Source organism: Kurthia sp. 11kri321, assembly GCF_001534765.1.
Classification (GTDB): domain Bacteria; phylum Bacillota; class Bacilli; order Bacillales_A; family Planococcaceae; genus Kurthia; species Kurthia gibsonii.
Window position 1 is genome coordinate 173,791 of record NZ_CP013217.1, and the last position, 19,544, is coordinate 193,334.

The 19,544-nt window shown below is 37.3% G+C and carries 20 protein-coding genes and 2 riboswitches; of the genes, 12 read left to right on the forward strand and 8 right to left on the reverse strand.

The genetic code is table 11. The features are described from left to right. Positions 1–136 precede the first annotated feature (136 nt). Together cydD and cydC are read left to right on the forward strand one after the other, a co-directional pair. Positions 137–1,855 carry a thiol reductant ABC exporter subunit CydD gene (gene cydD / locus ASO14_RS00960; protein ID WP_068450387.1) on the forward strand — a complete coding sequence of 573 codons (1,719 nt, stop codon included), beginning with the start codon at positions 137–139 and terminating at the stop codon, positions 1,853–1,855. Beyond that, positions 1,839–3,542: a thiol reductant ABC exporter subunit CydC gene (gene cydC, locus ASO14_RS00965; protein ID WP_068450390.1), complete on the forward strand. Its 1,704-nt coding sequence runs from the start codon at positions 1,839–1,841 to the stop codon at positions 3,540–3,542. Before cydD ends, cydC begins: the two co-directional genes overlap by 17 nt. A 46-nt stretch (positions 3,543–3,588) precedes the next feature. Here cydC and ASO14_RS00970 read toward each other — a convergent pair whose 3' ends face one another. The 4 genes from ASO14_RS00970 to ASO14_RS00985 all read right to left on the reverse strand — a co-directional run bounded on the left by ASO14_RS00970 (position 3,589) and on the right by ASO14_RS00985 (position 7,543). Then, positions 3,589–4,269: an ABC transporter ATP-binding protein gene (locus tag ASO14_RS00970; RefSeq protein ID WP_068450392.1), complete on the reverse strand. Its 681-nt coding sequence runs from the start codon at positions 4,267–4,269 to the stop codon at positions 3,589–3,591. Continuing rightward, the gene (locus ASO14_RS00975) at positions 4,269–5,357 is read right to left on the reverse strand and encodes an ABC transporter permease (RefSeq protein WP_068450395.1); all 1,089 of its coding nucleotides are present in this window, start codon (positions 5,355–5,357) and stop codon (positions 4,269–4,271) included. The genes ASO14_RS00970 and ASO14_RS00975 overlap by 1 nt, the downstream gene beginning before the upstream one ends. A 126-nt stretch (positions 5,358–5,483) precedes the next feature. Next, complete coding sequence (locus tag ASO14_RS00980) at positions 5,484–6,872, reverse strand: sensor histidine kinase (RefSeq protein WP_068450397.1); 1,389 nt, start codon at positions 6,870–6,872, stop codon at positions 5,484–5,486. After that, the gene (locus ASO14_RS00985) at positions 6,869–7,543 is read right to left on the reverse strand and encodes a response regulator transcription factor (RefSeq protein ID WP_068450399.1); all 675 of its coding nucleotides are present in this window, start codon (positions 7,541–7,543) and stop codon (positions 6,869–6,871) included. The genes ASO14_RS00980 and ASO14_RS00985 overlap by 4 nt, the downstream gene beginning before the upstream one ends. A gap of 131 nt (positions 7,544–7,674) precedes the next feature. Between ASO14_RS00985 and ASO14_RS00990 the strand changes: the two genes are divergently transcribed. The 4 genes from ASO14_RS00990 (at position 7,675) to ASO14_RS01005 (ending at position 12,536) form a co-directional block, all read left to right on the forward strand. After that, positions 7,675–8,919: an MFS transporter gene (locus ASO14_RS00990; protein WP_068450401.1), complete on the forward strand. Its 1,245-nt coding sequence runs from the start codon at positions 7,675–7,677 to the stop codon at positions 8,917–8,919. Between the two features lie 57 nt (positions 8,920–8,976). Continuing rightward, positions 8,977–9,121, forward strand: a riboswitch (cyclic di-AMP (ydaO/yuaA leader). A 119-nt stretch (positions 9,122–9,240) separates the two neighbouring features. Further along, entirely contained in the window at positions 9,241–11,061 is a 1,821-nt protein-coding gene (locus ASO14_RS00995) for an APC family permease (RefSeq protein WP_068450403.1), read from the forward strand. Positions 11,062–11,132: 71 nt separating this feature from the next. After that, positions 11,133–11,564 carry a GyrI-like domain-containing protein gene (locus ASO14_RS01000; RefSeq protein ID WP_068450405.1) on the forward strand — a complete coding sequence of 144 codons (432 nt, stop codon included), beginning with the start codon at positions 11,133–11,135 and terminating at the stop codon, positions 11,562–11,564. A gap of 81 nt (positions 11,565–11,645) precedes the next feature. Next, on the forward strand, positions 11,646–12,536 hold the full coding sequence (locus ASO14_RS01005; RefSeq protein ID WP_068450407.1) for a DMT family transporter: 891 nt from the start codon (positions 11,646–11,648) through the stop codon (positions 12,534–12,536). Positions 12,537–12,554: 18 nt separating this feature from the next. Here the strand turns inward: ASO14_RS01005 and ASO14_RS01010 are convergent, their stop codons facing one another. From ASO14_RS01010 to ASO14_RS01020, 3 genes are read right to left on the reverse strand one after another with little or no spacing between them, the layout of a single operon-like run. Further along, on the reverse strand, positions 12,555–12,989 hold the full coding sequence (locus tag ASO14_RS01010; RefSeq protein ID WP_068450409.1) for a GNAT family N-acetyltransferase: 435 nt from the start codon (positions 12,987–12,989) through the stop codon (positions 12,555–12,557). A 45-nt stretch (positions 12,990–13,034) separates the two neighbouring features. Then, positions 13,035–13,349: a DMT family transporter gene (locus ASO14_RS01015; protein WP_068450411.1), complete on the reverse strand. Its 315-nt coding sequence runs from the start codon at positions 13,347–13,349 to the stop codon at positions 13,035–13,037. After that, the gene (locus ASO14_RS01020; protein ID WP_269465201.1) at positions 13,349–13,687 is read right to left on the reverse strand and encodes a DMT family transporter; all 339 of its coding nucleotides are present in this window, start codon (positions 13,685–13,687) and stop codon (positions 13,349–13,351) included. The genes ASO14_RS01015 and ASO14_RS01020 overlap by 1 nt, the downstream gene beginning before the upstream one ends. A 58-nt stretch (positions 13,688–13,745) precedes the next feature. Beyond that, positions 13,746–13,847: riboswitch (guanidine-I (ykkC/yxkD leader) on the reverse strand. Between the two features lie 114 nt (positions 13,848–13,961). Between ASO14_RS01020 and ASO14_RS01025 the strand changes: the two genes are divergently transcribed. The 3 genes from ASO14_RS01025 to ASO14_RS01035 all read left to right on the forward strand — a co-directional run bounded on the left by ASO14_RS01025 (position 13,962) and on the right by ASO14_RS01035 (position 16,397). Next, positions 13,962–14,891, forward strand: a complete 930-nt coding sequence (locus tag ASO14_RS01025; protein WP_068450417.1) for a 1,4-dihydroxy-2-naphthoate polyprenyltransferase — start codon at positions 13,962–13,964, stop codon at positions 14,889–14,891. Between the two features lie 60 nt (positions 14,892–14,951). Beyond that, a complete protein-coding gene (locus ASO14_RS01030) occupies positions 14,952–15,794 on the forward strand; it encodes a putative RNA methyltransferase (protein ID WP_068450419.1) in 843 nt (280 codons plus the stop codon). 96 nt (positions 15,795–15,890) lie between these two features. Beyond that, entirely contained in the window at positions 15,891–16,397 is a 507-nt protein-coding gene (locus tag ASO14_RS01035) for a GNAT family N-acetyltransferase (protein ID WP_231726968.1), read from the forward strand. 39 nt (positions 16,398–16,436) lie between these two features. Here ASO14_RS01035 and ASO14_RS01040 read toward each other — a convergent pair whose 3' ends face one another. Further along, positions 16,437–16,910, reverse strand: a complete 474-nt coding sequence (locus ASO14_RS01040) for a VanZ family protein (protein ID WP_068450421.1) — start codon at positions 16,908–16,910, stop codon at positions 16,437–16,439. A gap of 104 nt (positions 16,911–17,014) precedes the next feature. Here ASO14_RS01040 and ASO14_RS01045 point away from each other — a divergent pair, with 104 nt between their 5' ends. The 3 genes from ASO14_RS01045 (at position 17,015) to ASO14_RS01055 (ending at position 19,498) form a co-directional block, all read left to right on the forward strand. Next, on the forward strand, positions 17,015–17,956 hold the full coding sequence (locus ASO14_RS01045; protein ID WP_068450423.1) for a YecA family protein: 942 nt from the start codon (positions 17,015–17,017) through the stop codon (positions 17,954–17,956). Between the two features lie 55 nt (positions 17,957–18,011). Beyond that, positions 18,012–19,031 (forward strand): YcjF family protein, encoded by a 1,020-nt coding sequence (locus ASO14_RS01050; protein ID WP_068450425.1) that lies wholly within the window; start codon positions 18,012–18,014, stop codon positions 19,029–19,031. Positions 19,032–19,177: 146 nt separating this feature from the next. After that, positions 19,178–19,498: a DUF7662 domain-containing protein gene (locus tag ASO14_RS01055; RefSeq protein ID WP_068450429.1), complete on the forward strand. Its 321-nt coding sequence runs from the start codon at positions 19,178–19,180 to the stop codon at positions 19,496–19,498. Positions 19,499–19,544 lie beyond the last annotated feature (46 nt).

The window sequence follows — 19,544 nt, forward strand, 5'->3', positions numbered from 1 at the left end:
AAAAACTTTTCACGTTTGTGAAGAAGCGATGTAATTTTTGTGAATGAAAAAGTAATTCTGTCTAGAAAAGGGTATTGGAACAAGAAAAGCATAATAAATTCTTCTATAGTGGAATTAAGAGAGAAGGTGCAATTTCATGATATGGCTACAAAAATGGGCAATGAGACAAAAAGGTGTTTTAGTAGGGAATGCTATTTTTTCTATTTGTATAGGGTTAGCAATTATTGCGCAGTCTTATGCAATTGTTCAAATTGTCAATGAAGTGTTTATTAAAAAGTCTGCTTTTTCAGCGACATTTCCTTATATAGCAGTATTAATTGGTGCGATTATTATTCGTGTTATTTGTACGAGTGTAAATCGCCAATTAGGTGTCCGTCTATCAACGAATGTGAAAAAACGTGTCCGCCAGTCACTGCTTAAAAAGTGGCAACAAGACCCGCTTCAGATATCCGTCAAAGGACAGACCGGTAGCAAAGTGACAATGTTAATTGAGATGATTGACCAGTTAGAAAGTTATTACCGAGATTATGTGCCACAAGTGATCCAGTCGATGCTCGTACCGTTCATCCTATTAATAGCCGTATTTATGACACATATTTATAGCGGGTTGATTCTTTTATGTACAGCGCCGCTTATTCCGGTTGCGTATATTATTGTTGGTTTACAAACGCAAAAAAAATCAGAACGACAATTAAAAGAACTGACCTTTTTTTCAGGGAAGTTTTTAGATTTAGTACAAGGACTACAAACATTAAAATTATTTGGTCAAGGGAAGCAACAACGCGAAGAACTAGCTGAGAATAATCGTGCTTTTCAAACATCGACGATGAGTATTTTAAAAGTTGCGTTTGCTTCGACATTTTTCATTGAATTAGTTGTAACACTTGGAATTGGACTAGTTGCCATCGAAATTGCGTATCAAATGATTACATTTGAAACGATGACATTTGCCCCTGCATTTTTCATTTTAGCGATTGCCCCTGAGTTTTATAATGCGATTAAAGACTTAGGTAGTGCATTCCATTCAGGGCGTGGTTCTATGGCTGCAGCTGAAATTTTAGAAGAGGAATTAGAGCGTCCAATCGAGCCAGTAAAATGGGGGACACAGTCACTTGAACAACAACCAAGTATTGCGATTGAACAGGGTGCTTTTCAATATGGTGATGCGTTCAAATTAGAACAACTGAATGTGAAAGTCCCTCCGAATAGTCGAACAGCGATTGTAGGACCCACAGGACAGGGTAAGACGACGCTTCTAAACATTCTGGCTGGTGTATATGAATTAACAGAAGGTCATGTGAAAATCGATGGGAAGCTGCGTCAAGAAGTCTCGAAAGATGCTTGGTTTGAGCAGATTGCCTATATTTCACAACATCCGTATTTATTTACGGGAACGATTGCAGAAAATATTCAAATGAAGAAAGGTGCTTGTGATGAAGTAGCCATTCAGCGAGCAATTGAACAGGCTCAATTAGGCGATTGGATTGCGACATTACCGAATGGTATGCATACAGCAGTAGGCGAAGCAGGTCGCGGTATGTCGGGCGGCGAGAAGCAGCGCCTAGCGATTGCGCGTGCTTTCTATAAACAATGTACAATTGTCTTCTTTGACGAGCCGACGATGGGCTTAGATGTGCAAACAGAACAATTGTTACAGCGTGTAATGGATGAATTAGCACAAACACGAACCGTCATTACAGTGGCGCATCGTTTGCATACGATTCAACAAGCAGATCAAATTCTACTCGTTCATAATGGAACAATTGAACAGACAGGTACACATCAGGAATTACTTCAAAAGAGTGCGATTTATCGTGAAATGGTAGGGGGCGAGCGACATGAAGGTACTTGTTAATTTAGTCATGCAAGAAAGAAAAGCTGTTCTCATCTCCATTCTTTTAGGAAGTATTGGTGGTATTACAGCTGCAGGGCTATTTGCGATGAGTGGATATATCATTTCGGAAGCCTCTTTAAAACCACCACTTTACGTTATTTTAATTTTAGCAGCTTGTTTAAAACTATTTGGCATTACAAAATCAGTAAGTCGCTATTTTGAACGAGTTATCTCACATGAAGGTACGTTGAAAATATTGAGTAATATTCGTATGACCTTTTATGACCAACTCGAACGACTAGCACCACGTATCTTCACAAAATATCGTAGTGGTGATTTACTATCGCGTATTGTCAGCGATGTAGAGTCACTTCAAAATTTCTTTTTACGAGTATTTTATCCACCGATTGTTTTGGCAATTGTCTTTATTTGTACGATTTTCTTTACGATGTTTTACTCGGTATGGATTGCGCTCGTTATTCTAGTCAGTCTCATTTTAACTGCAGTTGTTATTCCTACACTACGAACGAAAAGACATGAAAAAGTAGGGCAACATAAGCTAGAAAAGCGTGCGGCACTTTCAACGGAGATGACGGAAGTTTTATATGGCTATCGAGATTTAACGATTAGTCATACATTACATGAACAAATGGATGAAGTAGCAGCGATTGCGGATGCCTATGCAGAGGAACAGCATAAGGAGAGTAAGGCACTTATTCGTGACCAAGCACTCAATGCATTCGTATCCATGCTGACTGTCGCTTCGGTACTCGTGATTGGTGCATACTTTGTGACAACAGGTTCATTGAATGGTTTATATTTAGCGATGCTCGTGTTAATTACATTGACGGTGTTTGATTTAGCGATTCCAATGGCACTCGTTCCTACATTTGAGAAAGAGTCGGATCAAGCGATGACCCGTTTACAAATGATTGAACAAGAGGACTTTGGTAAAGAAACAGATGTTGGTACATTTATTAAAAAGCAACCATTTTCAATTGCTTTTCAAGATGTATCTTTTCGATACGAAGGGCAAGCTGAAGACACATTACAACACATTCAATTTATGGCTTTACAAGGTTCGCGAACAGCGATTGTCGGCGCGAGTGGCTCTGGTAAATCGACTATTTTCCAATTGATGCTCGACCTCTATAACCCAACAAGTGGGCAAATTCGAATTGCAGGACAACCGCTTGAAGAAATTCAATCCGAAGATTTATGGAAGAAGACAACGGTATTGTTACAACAAAATCACTTCTTCTATGGTACAATTCGTGATAATTTACGTATCGCAAAACCAATTGCGACAGACGAAGAATTAGACTATGTATTAAAAGAGATGGAACTTGATTTTGATTTAAACATGCAAGTGTTAGAGCATGGCGAAAACCTATCAGGTGGGGAGAAGCAGCGACTTGCACTAGGTCGCATGTGGCTGAAAAATACATCTGTTTGGTTACTAGATGAGCCATTTTCTGCACTTGACCCTGCAACAACCAAACGTTTGCATCATAAACTCATTCAAAAAACGAAAGGGAAAACGGTTGTCATGATTAGCCACCGCCTACAAGGGTTGGAACAGATGGACCAGATTCTTGTAGTGGATGAGGGACGTATTGCAGAAGTAGGTACACATGCAGATTTAATTGAACAACAAGGCATCTATTATCACTTGAAACAAATCGATGAACATGTTTTACAAGAATGAAAAAAGAGCTGAACCCATTTTGAAATAATGGATTCGGCTCTTTTTGTTATTTACGTAATCTTAATTTTTTATCATGTACTTCATAAATTTTATCGCAGTAGTGAAGGACAGATTCATCATGTGTTACCATGATGGCTGCTTTATTTTTATCGTGAACTTCTTTAGCGATTAATTCAACAATCTCTTTACTACGATTGGCATCAAGTGCTGCAGTTGGTTCGTCGGCAAGGATGATATCAGGGTCGTTCATGAAAGCACGTGCGATTGCAACACGCTGTTTTTCACCGCCTGATAAATGTTGAACTGTCTTTTTCGCTTTATTTGCTAAACCAACTGATTCTAGTAAATCATCTGCACGTTTTTTCGTTTCGTCATTCCAATCACCTGCAAGTTCAGTCACAAGCTTTAATTGATCGTACACATTTAAAAATGGTACAAGATTAGCTGCTTGGAAAATGTAGCCGATTGATTTTAAACGCACGTCCGATTTATCTTTATCGCTATATTGGTTAATATCGCGACCGTTGATTACGACTTCACCACCATCGGCACTTTGTAAAGCACCTGCGATGGATAATACCGTACTTTTCCCTGAACCTGATGGACCGACAACTGCGACAAACTCGCCTTTTTCTACGCTCAAGTTTAAGTCTTTTAAAATCTCGATTTCGTTATCGCCATCTTTAAAATGTTTTTGAATATTGACAAGTTGTAATGGTGTATTCATTATTCAGCTCTCCCCATTGCTTGTAGTGGATCGGCTTTCACAATACTTGTTGTTGAGAATAAAGCACCTAATAGTGAAACAACAAGTAATGCGCCACCGAATTTTAGAATTAACGCAAAGTCAAAGACGAATGGAATTCCGTTTGGCATGATTTGTTGTAAAACGAATGCGAAGCCAATTGCTAAGCCAATGCTGACAACAGATAATACAAGTACTTGTAGCATTGTTGAACCGATTAAGAATTTGTTTTTTGCGCCAATCGCTTTTAAAATCCCGAATTGATTTACTTTTTGAATTGTCATGATGTAGAAGAACGCACCAAGTACGAATACCGCAATGACAATTAAGAACGCAAGCATCATCATTAATGAGCTTTGTTCAGCACTATAACCAGGGATTGTATCGATTAGGTCTTGTTTTGGAACGAATTTACCGTCAGCAACTGCATTTTTCACATCTGCTTTTGTTGTGGCATTATCATTTTTTAGGGCAATTGCATTAAATCCAGCATTCTCTTTGCCACCGAAGATTTTATACCATGTGTCTGTATTCATAATCACTGTTGGTGTATGACTATATGTTTGGTCTTCTGTAAAACCGACGATTGTTAATGTTGTTTTTGAGTTTTCCGCATATAGTTTGTCACCAATTTTTGCGCCTTGTTTTTCTAATGTCTTATCAACAACGACATCATTATTTGATGTGTTTGAAATGGTTTTGCCATCTACAACAGTTGGCATTAAGAATTGACTAGGGTTAATTCCCATTAATGTAACGTCTAGTTTTTCTTTTGATTCTTTATCCTTTAGTGTCATCATTTGAATACCTAAAGGTTGTGCATCGTTCGTTTTAATCTTTTCAACGTCAGTAGCTGTAAAGCGTGAACGATCCATTCGATTATCGGAGTCTTTTGAAACATAATACGAAACAGCATTCATATTTTTCATCGATGAAGCATTATCATTCGCTAAGCCATTTGCTAAGCCGCTGATGATAAATACAAGTGCTGCAACGAAGAATAAAATAAACCCGATGAGGATATAACGTAATTTAAAGAATTTAATTTCTTTTAGTGATAGTGAAAACATAATTTTTTCCTCCCGTTTTTCTTGATACTCTTACTATACGGTCGGAATATGAATAGAATATGAATAAATGGAGGTAAAAAATGGAATATAAAAAGAAACCGCTCGATGAAGCGATTTCTTCTTTGATTATTTTAGTTGTTTTGGTAATGAAATAGTAAAGACTGTACCCTCATCTAACTCACTATCAATTGAAATAGAGCCATGATGTAGTTGTACCATTGATTTCACAATCGCCATACCTAGTCCTGTTCCTGTAACAGTATGTGTGCGTGAAGTATCTGCACGATAAAAACGGTCAAAAATACGTTCTTGCTGTTCTTTTGTCATACCAATTCCAGTGTCTTTAAATTGTAGAATAACACGCGAGTCTGTTTCACGAAGCGAAACATCAATCTGCCCACCTTCTTCATTATATTTAATCGCATTCGTTAAAAGGTTATCGAAAATGGTATTTAGGAAAGTTGCATCGCCTTCAATGACGCAAGAAGAAGGGAGTGTGTAACCGACCATTAATCCTTTTTCGCCAATTTGCCATTGGTACTGTCTGATGAGTGAACGAATTTGCTGCGCAATATCAACTTCAGTTGGTTGAATCATTGATTTATTTTGATCGAGCGATGTGAGAAGAAGAAGTTGTTTCGTTAGTTCAGATAGTCGTGTAATCTCACGGTTAATGACTTCGATATATTGTTTCTTTTGTTCTTCTGGTAAATCTTCTTTTTCTAATAAGTTCGTATAGCCTTTGATATTAGATAATGGTGATTGAATATCATGCGACACATTGGAGATGAATTCTTTACGTGTGGTTTCATTTTTTTCAAGTTGTTCTGCCATATGTGTAAAGCTTTTTGCAAGCTGTCCAATTTCATCGCGGTGTGTCACATTCAATGCTACATCAAATTTACCATTAGCGAGTTGTTGTGTTGCAGATGTTAATGTGCGAATCGGCTTCACTAAATATTTTGTGCTAATGAATACAAAAACAATACTAAGTGCAATCGTGAGAACAAAGAGAATACCAAAGAGAATATGCATTTCGCCGAAGAGTAGTTTAATATCAGGGCGAATAAAGAGTGCATAGTTTTTGCCGTCATGCTTTAAAGGAACACCAATCGAGTTTTGCAATTCATTCGCAAAGAACCCTGTAACAAAGGTGGATTGAGGGAAGTTTTGAATACCATGAAAGATATTACCGTCTAAAACTGATTCGATTTCTTTTTTACTTAGATTTTTTTCACGGAAATCTGAGCCGAAAAATTCACCTTTTAAATCAGGCTTTACGAGGTAAAATTGATAGCCAACTGCCGCTGTATTTTCGAGATATTCGGTTAAGTTCATATCTGGATGACGATCTGCAAATTCTGCAATATCGAGTGCAATTCGTGTATTCTTTGCATCATTTACTGGCTTTAGCTTTTGTTGATAATAACCATTTGAAATGAGAAAGGCAATGACACCACTACCAATCATAATCGCTACTGTATAAACAACAAATTTTGTATAGAGCGATTTCATTCTGTTTCCTCCAACATGTAACCAATGCCGCGAATCGTCTTAATTTGAACGAAAGGCGAAATCTCTTTAAAGTGTTCGCGCAGACGTTTTACATGTACATCAACTGTACGCTCATCTCCTGAAAAATCAGCGCCCCATACTTGTTCAATCAATTGATCGCGACTTAAAATTTGTTTTTTATGCTGAATAAAATAAACAAGTAAATCAAATTCTTTCGGTGGTAAGAACAATGAACGCTGATCGACCGTTACTTCAAATGTGTTCGTATTCACCGTAATATTTCCGATGCGAAGTAATGTATCTTCTTGTACATCATAGCGACGAAGAAGTGCTTTAACACGGAATAGTAGTTCGAGTGGTTCGAATGGTTTGACGAGATAATCGTCTGTACCTGCTTCATAACCTACTTCTTTATCTGTAATTTGGTCTTTCGCTGTTAATAATAAAATCGGGATATTGTATTTTTTTCGAATCTCTTTTGTGAGTTGTAAACCATCCATGAAGGGCATCATGACATCAACAATTGCCAAGTCACAGCTATGTTTTTTTAGTTGATCCAATGCGTCCATACCATTTGCTGCCTTGATTGTTTGATAGCCTTTTTCGAGTAGATGTGTTTCCACTAGTTCTACAATGCGTGAGTCGTCATCGACAATTAAAATAGTCGTCATATTTAAAACTCCTTTTTTTCATCTATAGTGTCAATATAATACGGAAAGTGTGTGTCTGCCAACTAAATCCTCTTTACAGAATGACTGTATCTGGTAAAATATTACGATAACCGAAGTAAAGGAGGGCATCTGTGGATTTTCAAATTGAAAGGCGTGCAACGCGTAATTTAATTACTTTTTTCATTAGTAAAATGCTTACATCTCTTGGTTTTACGGTATTTAGCTTTGGTATTAGTCTCTATATTTTATCAATTACAGGCTCGGCACTGTCATTCGCAACGAATATCGTATTTAATGTTGTACCGCGTGCATTGGCTGCACCATTTGCAGGATATGTCGCGGATCGTTTTCCGAAAAAACGAATTGTTGTCGCGAGTATGACAGGTATTACGTTATCTGTTGTTTTATTAATTATACATACATGGCTATTTGGTTTATCTGTTGTTGCAATTTATACAATTACCGCTATTTTCTCAACGATTGGTGCATTTAATGGCGTAGCATTTTCAAGTGCGATCCCTAATATGGTGGGGAAAAAGCGTCTACAAAAAGCGTTATCATTTAATCAAATTTCCTATTCAATCGGCGGGATTGGTGGACCTGTTATCGGGGGGATGTTATATGGTTTTGTCTCGATGCAAGTATTCTTAATTTCGATGGCAGTCGCTTATTTTATCGCGTTAATTTTAGAAGCCACAATGGATTTTACATTATTTGAACAACATCAAAAACGTGAAAAAGAAAGCATGCTACAAAGTATGAAAGAAGGGGTAAAGTATTTAAAAGAAAAACCACTTGTGAAGTCTCTTTTATGGATGAATATTTGGTTAAACTTCTTCAATTCAGCAATTAGTGTAGGCATTGTTTTTATCCTTGTAGAGCAATTAAAAATGCCTTCTACGAATGTAGGGATTATACAAGGAGCAGGTGCTGTTGGAATGTTGATTGCGTCCATTTATTTATCTGTTCGTAGTGATTTACGAAGACCACTTATTTTCATTCGACGTGCAGTTATTCTCGCTTGTATGTTCATTGGAAGTATCGCAATTCCACTCTTTTTCGATTTTTCAAAAGAGCTAACTTTTGTTTTTTATATGATGGTTTTATTCAGTATATCCGCAATGAATATTTGCTCGAATACCCCGATTGGCGTACTTATTCAGCGTTCGGTAGAAGATCATTATCGTGGACGTGTATTTGGACTGATTGAAACGGTCTCTGTCGGCATGGGCCCGATAGGCTCTTTATTATTCGGTGCATTATTTGATTTTATTGACGCAAAATTTTTATTCGTAGGAATTGCCCTTACTTTATTCTTACTCATGATGCACTATGCAAATCGAGCGCTAAGAATTTACGAAAAAAATTCAACTTAAATATTTACAAATGACGTAAGTGGGAGTATTATTACAACACAATTTAAAAAGTTTCAAATTTCTAAATCGCTGAAGTTAAAAAACGCGGGGGAACCACATAAACAGGAAAATGTATTCCTTGGGGTGAATCCTTTTGAAAAAGGTAGGGCTACTCTCAGCCCGAATCCGACAGCTAACCTCGTAAGCGTTACAGAGAAGAGATGGAAACTTGTTAGGCAAAAAATTACTTGTCTACAGGTCTATTTCTCGTGCCTGTAGGCTTTTTTGTATTCTTTTTAGCGAATCATGGAGTTTGAAACATATGAAGGAGAAGTGTAAAAAATGGGTTTATGGAAAAGATATGTGATTGGTCGCCCATTAAAGTCAACTGAGTTGATGGATCAAAGATTAAGTAAAACAAAGGCACTTGCGATTTTATCTTCAGATGCATTGTCGTCTGTCGCGTATGGACCAGAGCAAATTCTCATCGTATTAATGGCTGTTGGTGCAGCTGCATTTTGGTACTCCATTCCAATCGCTGTCGGTGTAATTGTTTTATTGGTCGCACTGATTTTTTCATACAGACAAGTGATTCATGCTTATCCACATGGTGGTGGCGCATATGTCGTCTCAAAAGAAAATATAGGGAAGAATGCAGGTTTAGTCGCAGGTGGCGCCTTACTTGTTGATTATATTTTAACCGTTGCAGTAAGTGTTTCAGCAGGAGCAGATGCAATTACATCAGCTTTTCCAGCGCTTCATAATTACAATGTCGAGATGGCAGTAATATTCGTCATCATCTTAACGATTTTAAATTTACGAGGTGTAACGGAATCAGCGACGATTTTAGCTTATCCAGTATATCTGTTTGTTTTATCTTTATTCATTTTAATTGGCGTAGGTATTTATCGTATTCTAAATGGTGAAGTACCGACAACGAATCATACAGCAATTGGAACACCGGTTGCTGGGGTTACACTTTTTTTATTACTAAAAGCTTTTGCTTCTGGTAGTTCGGCTTTAACAGGTGTTGAAGCAATCTCTAATGCGATTCCAAATTTTAAAAAGCCTGAGCCTGTCAATGCGACAAAAACATTGTTAGCAATGGGTGGTTTACTCGCTCTTCTTTTTTCAGGAATTGTGTTTCTAGCGTACTATTACGGTGTAACTCCGAATGGACATCAGACAGTTGTATCTCAAATTGCACAGGAAAGTGTAGGTAGAGGGATTTTCTACTTCATTATTCAAGGAATGACAGCCTTAATTTTGATATTGGCTGCTAATACAGGTTTCTCAGCTTTTCCATTACTCGCTGTTAATCTTTCAAAAGATGGCTATATCCCACGCATGTTCCAAGTACGTGGTGACCGTTTAGGTTATTCCAATGGGATTGTCTTACTAGGGATTGGCGCGATTGTCTTAATTATTTTATTTGAGGGTAAAACAGAGAGTCTTATTCCACTCTATGCGACAGGTGTATTCATTCCATTTACACTGGCACAGGCAGGAATGATGCGAAAATGGTTACGAGAACGCCCAAAAGGCTGGCAAGGGAAACTGACAATCAATACAGTGGGAGCGATTATCTCATTTACTGTCGCAGCCATTTTCTTTGTTACTAAATTCGGATATGTATGGCCGATTCTCATTTTTGTTCCGGCTATGGTCATCATCTTCCACCGTATAAAATCGCACTATGATAGTATTGGTCCACAACTGAAGTTAACAGATGAAGTGTTACCAGAGATGAACGGGAACGTCATGATTATTCCGGTTTCAGGCATTACAAAGATGGTGCGTAATTCATTAAACTATGCAAAAACATTGAATCCCGATATGATTGTAGCAGTGTATGTTTCTTTCGATAAGGAAGATTTAAAGGCATTTGAAGCGAAATGGAAGAAGTGGCAACCAGACATTCGTTTAGTTACACTGTATTCACCATATCGTAGTTTAGTGAATCCACTGACAAAATTTATTGATAAAGTGGAGAAAAAAGCACGTGAAAAAAATTATTATGTTTCCGTTATTGTGCCACAATTCATTGTAAAAAAAGGCTGGCATAATATGTTGCATAATCAATCAAGTTTATTAATTCGTACCTATTTACTTTATAAGAGAAATGTTATTTTAATTACCGTTCCATTCCGTTTAAAGAAATAATGTTTTAAAATGGTTGAAAAGGGAAACGAATTGTTTTAAATGGATAGTTTAAGGCCAAGGGAGTAGACGTTATGTATGTACGGATAGAGGAACAGGTAGGGTTTAGAATTCGCGGTTTTCGTACGAATGTGGTAACGCAAGCATCGATTATGGAGATACGAAAGAAGTTAAACCAAGCTTTAAAAATACAACATCGTGTACCGAGAGTGACGTATGGTGTATTCTTTCCCAAAGAACATGAGGAATTAAGCGTCGCAGCTTATTATGCAGGAATTGTAGGTGCTTCAACGATTCCACTCGAGAATGCAGAAGATGTTGTCATCTCGTCAGGACGTTATGTGATTGCGACGAGTACAAATGAAAAGTATGATGCTTTTGCTTTCTTTCATCGGATTCGTCAAGCGGATTATTTTCGTTTTCGAAAGGCACCGATTTTAGAGCAATACGCATATAATAAGGAAACAGGTGAGGAATCCGTTGAGCTGTGGGTTCCGATTATCTAGAGAGTAAAAGGCATTCTGCTTTTTACTCTTTTTTCATGGTATAATAGTCAGAATATTCCTGAATAGAGAGAAGGGGACAACATGAATATGCAAGCAGCCATTCAGCTCACAATCTCGATGGCAATTTTCGGTTCGGTTGGTTTTTTTACGATTCAAACAGGTATTCCAGCAGAAGAATTGGTATTTGTGCGGTGTATTTGTGCGACATTGTTTTTAGGTGGTTTATGGCTTATAACGAAGAGTTATAAAACAGAGCAGTGGTCACGAAAAGAAGTTATTCAAACGATAATTTGCGGTGTGTTTCTCGTATTTAACTGGGTGTTTTTATTTAAAGCATTCAATGAAATGGAGATCTCGCTCGCGATTTCGATTTATAATTTAGCGCCGATTTTTGTCCTGATTTTGGGCGGAATCTTTTTAAAAGAGCGTCTAACGATTCCGGCAATTTTAGCCATTGTCGTATGCTTTTTAGGTAGTATCTTAATCGTAGGGGTACAACAAGTTGATTCGCTTCATTTACTATGGAATGAGGGCTTCATCTATGCGATGTTATCGGCTATTTGCTATGCGATGACGATGTTTGTGGGGCGAGGGGTAAAGCATTTATCTACATATGCACTAACGTTTGTTCAAACGATAGTTGGGATTGTCATCTTATTCCCAATGGTGCAGTTTGATGTATTTCATGGATTGACGACGAGTAATTGGTTATATATTTTAGGAACGGGCTTTATTCATACAGGTTTTGTGTATTACTTATTCTTTAATAGTATTCGTAACTTATCCACATTACTCGTATCTGCACTTGTATTTGTCGATCCATTAGTCGCTATTTTACTCGATATTTGGATTTTAGATTTCCGACCAACGATGACGCAGATTCTCGGTATGCTGTTCATCTTTGGAGGGATTATTTATACAGTGATAAAACCACCGAAAAAAGAAAATATAACAAAAGAAGTCGCTTCCTAAACAGAAACGACTTCTTTTTTAATGTAGCGATTTTGTCATGAGTACATGCTCAATTCCAGCATCCATAAATACGTCAGATTGAACAGTGTAGCCTAACTTTTCGTAAAAACCAATAGCGTGAACTTGTGCATCTAATTTTGCTTTAGTTGCACCACGTGCTGCTGCAAGTTCTTCTAGTTTTTGAATGATGACCTTACCATAACCATGTTTACGCTCTGTTAATCGAATCGCAACACGTTGGATTTTTCCGTAGTCGTCTACTAAGCGAACTCGACCTGTACCAACAGCTTGACCGTCTTTTGTTAATAGAACATGTTCACATTCACCGTCTAATGTGTCATAGGCATCAATTTCTTCTTCAATCGGTACATGCTGTTCTTCTACAAATACTTCTTTTCGAATTGAGAATGCCTTTTCTAAATCTGCAGCATCTGTAATTTTAAAAATCTCCATATTAAAACACCCCTTCAAACTTCATAAGTGTTCTCATTATAAACGCTAAGAAAATAATTTTAAACCGATAGCAGCAGCTAAAATAAGTGTAATAAACACAATACGGCGCCAGTCTTTTGATTCTTTGAAGAAAATCATACCGACAAGTGCACCACCAGCAGCGCCAATACCCGTCCAAACAGCATACGCAGTTCCCATAGGGATTGTTTCCATTGCATAAGAGAGTAAAGCTAAACTAATACCGAAACCAATAATCAGTGCTACAATGGTTTGCCAATTACGATAAAGTTGCCAGCGATTCATCATGGCAACGCCAAAAATTTCACAAAAACCTGCTAAAATAAGCGCAATCCATGCCATTATGATTGACCTCCTTCTGTATGGTCGGGTGTTACCATTTTGAGTCCGATCACACCGATTAGTAATACACCGATTAATGCGATTTTCATAAATTCGATTGGTGCATCAAAGAGAACGATATCGCTTAGTACGGTTCCAGCTGTACCTAATCCGACAAAGACAGCATAAACTGTTCCAACAGGTAGGTGATCACCTGCATTTAATAATAATTTGAATGTGTAAACGAGTGCGGCAATGGTAAGTAACCATTCCCACCAAGTATCTGCATGTTTTAAACCAATAACCCAACAAGTTTCGAGTACAGCAGCAAAAACAACAACTGCCCAGTGCTTCATTATAAATTCCTCCTTCTATGTACATAAAAAAACCTGAGAGCTTAACTGCATCATGCAGTGAAACTCCCAGGCTTTTGTCCTTCCGTGGCACATCAAATTGATGCGGGATTTCTCTCGGACCAGTCTAAACAAATTTGTTTACGGAACCCTAGAAATCCTTCTGTACGCTTTAGTTGCCTTTACTGTATCAAACTTTTTGTTGAAATTCAACTTTAGCAATCAAACGAAAAATCATGTAGAATAATAGAGTTATAGAAAGTACGAAAGGAAGTAAGTTATGGCGAAACAAACAAATCAGCCGATTGAAGATATTAGCACGCTAAAATTGATGTGGCAATTAACACGTCCACACACATTAACAGCAACTTTTGCACCTGTTATTTTAGGGACAATGCTCGCGCTTAATGATGGTCCAATTAATTGGCTTTTATTTACGGCAATGCTTGTCTGCGGTTTGTTTTTACAAATTGCGACGAATTTATTTAATGAATATTATGATTTTAAAAGAGGTTTAGATACTGTTGATTCAGTAGGGATTGGTGGTGCGCTCGTACGACATGGTACAAAGCCATCTTCTGTATTGGCATTTGCCCTAATCTTATACGGTCTATCTGTATTAATCGGAATTTATATTTGTATGAATTCTAGTTGGTGGCTTGTGGTCATCGGAATTATTGGTATGTTAATTGGCTACTTGTACACAGGTGGTCCAATGCCGATTGCTTATACACCATTTGGTGAACTTTTTGCAGGACTGAGTATGGGAATTGGCTTTATTCTTATTGCTTACTTCATCCAAACAGGTGACGTGAGTATGACGAGCTTTTTAGTATCTGTACCACTCGGTATTTTAGTTGGTGGTATTAATATGTCGAATAATATTCGTGATATTAAAGAAGATACAATTGGTGGTCGTAAAACACTTGCGATTCTACTAGGACGTGAAAAAGCGATTCAGTTGCTGGCGATTTCGTTCATCGTATCGTATGCGTGGATTGTCGGTTTAGTCGTATTCGGTGTTGTTAGTCCGTGGTTATTACTCGTATTCATCAGTGTGCCAAAACCGATTGCAGCAATTAAGAACTTTAAAGAAGGCGAAGGCATCCCGATGAAACAAGGTTTGGCGATGAAATCAACTGCTTTAACAAATACATTCTTTGGTTTCTTATTATCAATTGGTTTAATCATTGAATATCTTATAAAATAACAAAAGTTGCGGAAGACGAATACGCGTTTTCTGCTTCTTTTTTTGAGAGGAATGTGAAGAATGTTATCTAAAAAACAAATGAGCGCACAGTGGCTTCAAAAGAATGCACAGCTATTTCGCTGCCCACATTGTGAGCAAGCATTTCACATACAAGAGGAAAAAACACTTGTATGTAAAAATGGTCATAGCTTTGATTTAGCAAAACAAGGTTATGTTAATTTACTAACGCATCCAGTTCAATCAATGTACGATCAAAAATTATTTGAAGCGCGTAAACAAGTGCTTGATGCCATGTTATATGCGGATGTATATGATGTGATTTTACAACAGCTGACGAACTTACCTGAAGTGATGACGGTATTAGATACAGGTTGTGGTGAAGGAACGCATCTTTATAAATTAAAAGAACAATGTGAACACGAAATGATTGCGACAGGGATTGACCTTTCAAAAGAAGGAATCGTGGCGGCTGCAAAGAACTATACCGATATTTTATGGGTTGTAGGAGATTTAGCGAAAAGCCCCTATGCATCGAAGAAATTCGACGTCATTTTAAATATTTTATCGCCTGCGAACTATGAGGAATTTAAGCGTTTATTACAGCCGAATGGCAAAGTGATTAAAGTCGTTCCACAGAGCGGCTATTTAAAAGAGTTACGAAAACAATTCTATGCGACATCCGAGAAAGAGGATTACTCGAACAGTCAAACAGTTGAACGATTTAAAGAGAGTTTTCCACATGTGGATATCTTCCGCGTGACAACGACAAAAAAGATATCCACAGAACTTGTCCCATTACTTGCGCATATGACACCGATGGGTTGGCATCAAGAGAAGAAAATCGAAGACTTACAGTTAGATGAAATTACAATTGATGTCGATATATTGGTTGGTTCTTTATAAAAGAAAGTGTTTTAGAATGGTTTAGCTGTGGGTAAAGGATGGAAGGTAATCTGTCGAAAACTTTGCGATGTTTAAATCGCTAAAGGAGCTAAAATCATGCTAGAAATACGAAAATTAGTAGAAGATGATGCACATGCTTACTGGGCGCTTCGAAAAGAAGCATTACAAGAAGTCCCAGAAGCTTTTGCGATGTCTTATGAGGAAGCAGTAGCAATTGAAAATCCAATTGACCTCGTACGTGAAGTGACACGCTCGAGTGCCGAGCAGTTTTATGGTGCTTTTTTAGATGGGGAGTTAGTTGGTGCAGCTACATTGCAAAAAGAGAAAATGATTAAAATGTCGCATCGTGCGCAAATTGGCGCAGTGTATGTATCTGGAAAAGCACGAGGTACAGGTGCAGGTGTCGCGTTAATTCAAAAAATCATTGATGATTCTAAAGAAGATCCTGATATTGAGAAATTGAATTTAAGTGTTGTGACAACGAATGAACCAGCATTTTCACTCTATAAAAAATTAGGTTTTGAAGTAGTAGGCATTGAAAAGAAGTCTATGAAAAAAGGACAAGAGTATTATGATGAATATTTGATGACACTTCTACTCTAAACGATAAAACACATCCTTCCATATACGAAAGGATGTGTTTTATCGTTTTGATTTCCATTTACGAATCAACGCTAGAATAAGAACAAATAATGTCAGTAGTAAAAATCCACCGAATGTATCTAACCACACATCTGACATGGTAGCTGTGCGACCATCTGTGAAGTACTGATGGAATTCATCTGCTAAGGCGAGGATGAATGTGATGATAAGCGCATATACATAGCGATATTTTCTTGGGAATAACGCGATATAGATGGCGATTGCCATCGCACCGAAAGATAACATATGTGCAGCTTTTCGTACTAAAAATTCAATGAAGTAATAGTAACCACGTTCTTCAACAGACACTGTAATTCCCCAATAGGGAATTTTAAATAGTGATAAGAAGTTGTAGAACGGTTGATTTGGTAAGAGTTGTTGCAAGGTTGGTACGATAGATTGTTGCTCATAACTTTGACTAGATGAAATGAAAATAATAACGATTAATAAAAGTAACGGAATATATTTTTTCATATTAAAAAAATAGCATACTTTAAGGTGAATTTCATTGTTTAGCGGAATGTTTCTAAAGGTGTTATAGTGTTACAGTAAAAGTTTTTTTAAAAGGAGTAGGAAAAATGATTGGACGTAATGACCCATGCCCATGTGGTAGTGGAAAAAAATATAAAAAGTGTTGTGCGAATAAAGAGGCAGTAACAGTAGACGTTGTTGTAGACGAAGAAATGGAGCGTGTACTTCAAAATTTCTATGAGTTATATCCAAAAAAACAAGATTTTGAAGCATATCATGCGGTAGGCGCAAAATGGAATGAAGCACTGGGTGACAAACTCGATATCGAATTAGTAGAAGCAATTGCCATTGACTATTTCTTCTTTGAAGAACGCTTAGATATTTGGACAGGCTATTTAGAAAAAGTATTAAAAGATACGATTCGCCCAGCTTTAAAAGAACGCTTAGAGAAGTGGTCACACCCGTCTTTATTAATCGGAAAAATTAAAGAAGTAAAAGACGACTATATGATTGTTGAACAGAGCGATACAAAGGCTCTTGTGCAACTAAGACGCGAAGGTGAACGTCCTATTCCAGAGAATGTTCATGTATTTTGCTTCATATTGCCAATTGATGAACAGCGTCATTTAGCGATTTCGAGTATGATTTTCTTCCCAGTCGATCATACAGCGATTTTTGAACAGTTCTTTAAAGAAAAAACAATGGGCGATTCAATGGAATTATGGAAGAAACTTGTTGAGAATGGTTTTGAAGGTAATGAATTTACAGATTTTGAAACAGAAGTTTTCGATCGAATCATGGCATACTTAGAAGAACAGGGACGCGACGCAGAGCGTATTCTACAACTGACGCAAGACTTTGTTGTTGAAAAACAACCAAAAGCGCGTAAACCAGTCGCAATTGCAGCAGGCGCAATTCGTTTCGGTAATGACCATGGTTATTTCGAAAAAATCGATACAACGGTAAAAGCGATTGCGGAGTATTTTGATGTTTCAGCATCGTCATTAAATAAATATGAACGTGAATTAGCCGAGTATGCGGGTATTTAATTTGTAAGAACTAGTCAGTCACATAGCTCGGCATTATAAAAGGAGTGAGCAATACATGGAAAAACAACCTTTTTCAGATGAGCAATTCGATAAAATTTTTGCGGAGCAGTCAGCCGAAATTAATAAGCAACTGGATCAAGAGATTTTAATTGCGATGATTGGTGATGTCAATGCAGGAAAATCTTCAACAATTAATCGTTTAATGGACGGGGAAGTAGCGCGTGTAGGTGCAAAACCAGGTGAGACGGTGTCGATTGAAAAATATGCACTGCATGACAAAATTGTTTTTGTGGATACGCCTGGGTTACAAGATGTAAACAGTGAAAACTCACAGCAAACATTGAAGTTTTTCAAAGAAGCTGATGTCGTCTTATTCTTTTTAAATGCTGCTGGAACGGTGCTATCAGACTATGAATTACAAACGTTAAAGCAAATTCGAGAAGTCAATCAAGATATTTTAATTGTCTTAAATAAGATTGATGCCGCTGAAGATGTAGGCGAGTTGGTTAAATATATTCAAGATAATACAGCTTACAACTATCCAGTCGTACCGATTTCTTCACGTACAGGTGAGAACATGTCGATGTTACAAAATCAAATTTTGCGTATTTTAGAAAAAGGAAAAAAGGACGTACTGATGGCAACACACATGGCAGATAAGTCATCTACTGCGAAAAAGTGGATTTTAGCTTCTGGGGCTTCTGCTGCTGCAATCGGTGCAATTCCTCTACCAGGAGCAGACTTTGGACCTTTAACAGCATTACAAGTAGCGATGATGATTAAATTAGCCAAATTATATAATAAGCCAATTACAAAAGATCGCGCAAAAGAGATGATTATTGCTACAGTTGTCGGAAGTGTCGGGCGAACCATCTTCCGTCAGGTTGTGAAGTTGATTCCTGGAGCCGGTTCAGTTGCAGCCGGTTCGGTCGCAGCGACGATGACGATTTCACTCGGTTATGCTGTAAAATATGCATATGAACGTGATATCGACTTAGATGCAAACTCATTACAGCCACTCTATAATATGTTCTTAAAAGAAGAACAAGAAAAAGAGAAAAAGAAGAAAAAATAAATGTGTAAGTAGGACTTCATTCACTTGAAGTCCTTTTTCTGTAAGTAAAACGTTTCTTTTCCATTAATTTAGAATTTTTAGAATATTCTTTTCATTTTATGTTAGAATTATAAAATCGAACCCTAATATAGAAAGGACGTTATAGAATGAAAGGAAACGGAAAATATTTTCCACTCCATGAATTTTTACAACAACAAGAAAAGGAACAAGTAATTTTAAGTTTTAAAAAAATTGAAGAAATCCTACAAACCTCGCTTCCACAGTCTGCATATAAGTATCAAGCATGGTGGGGAAATACAAGAAGTGGTACATATGTGCAGTCTGCTGCTTGGTTAGAAGCTGGTTTTCGGGTAGAATATATACAATTCGGTGAATATGTCGAGTTTCGGAAATCTGCAAAGGCATTATTAACAAAGAAAAGAAGTCGGGCGAGTCGAAAAATTGAAATGCATCTTATAGAAAACTAACAGCATAAAGGAGTGTGATCCATGTTTAAACAATTTGTATGGATTA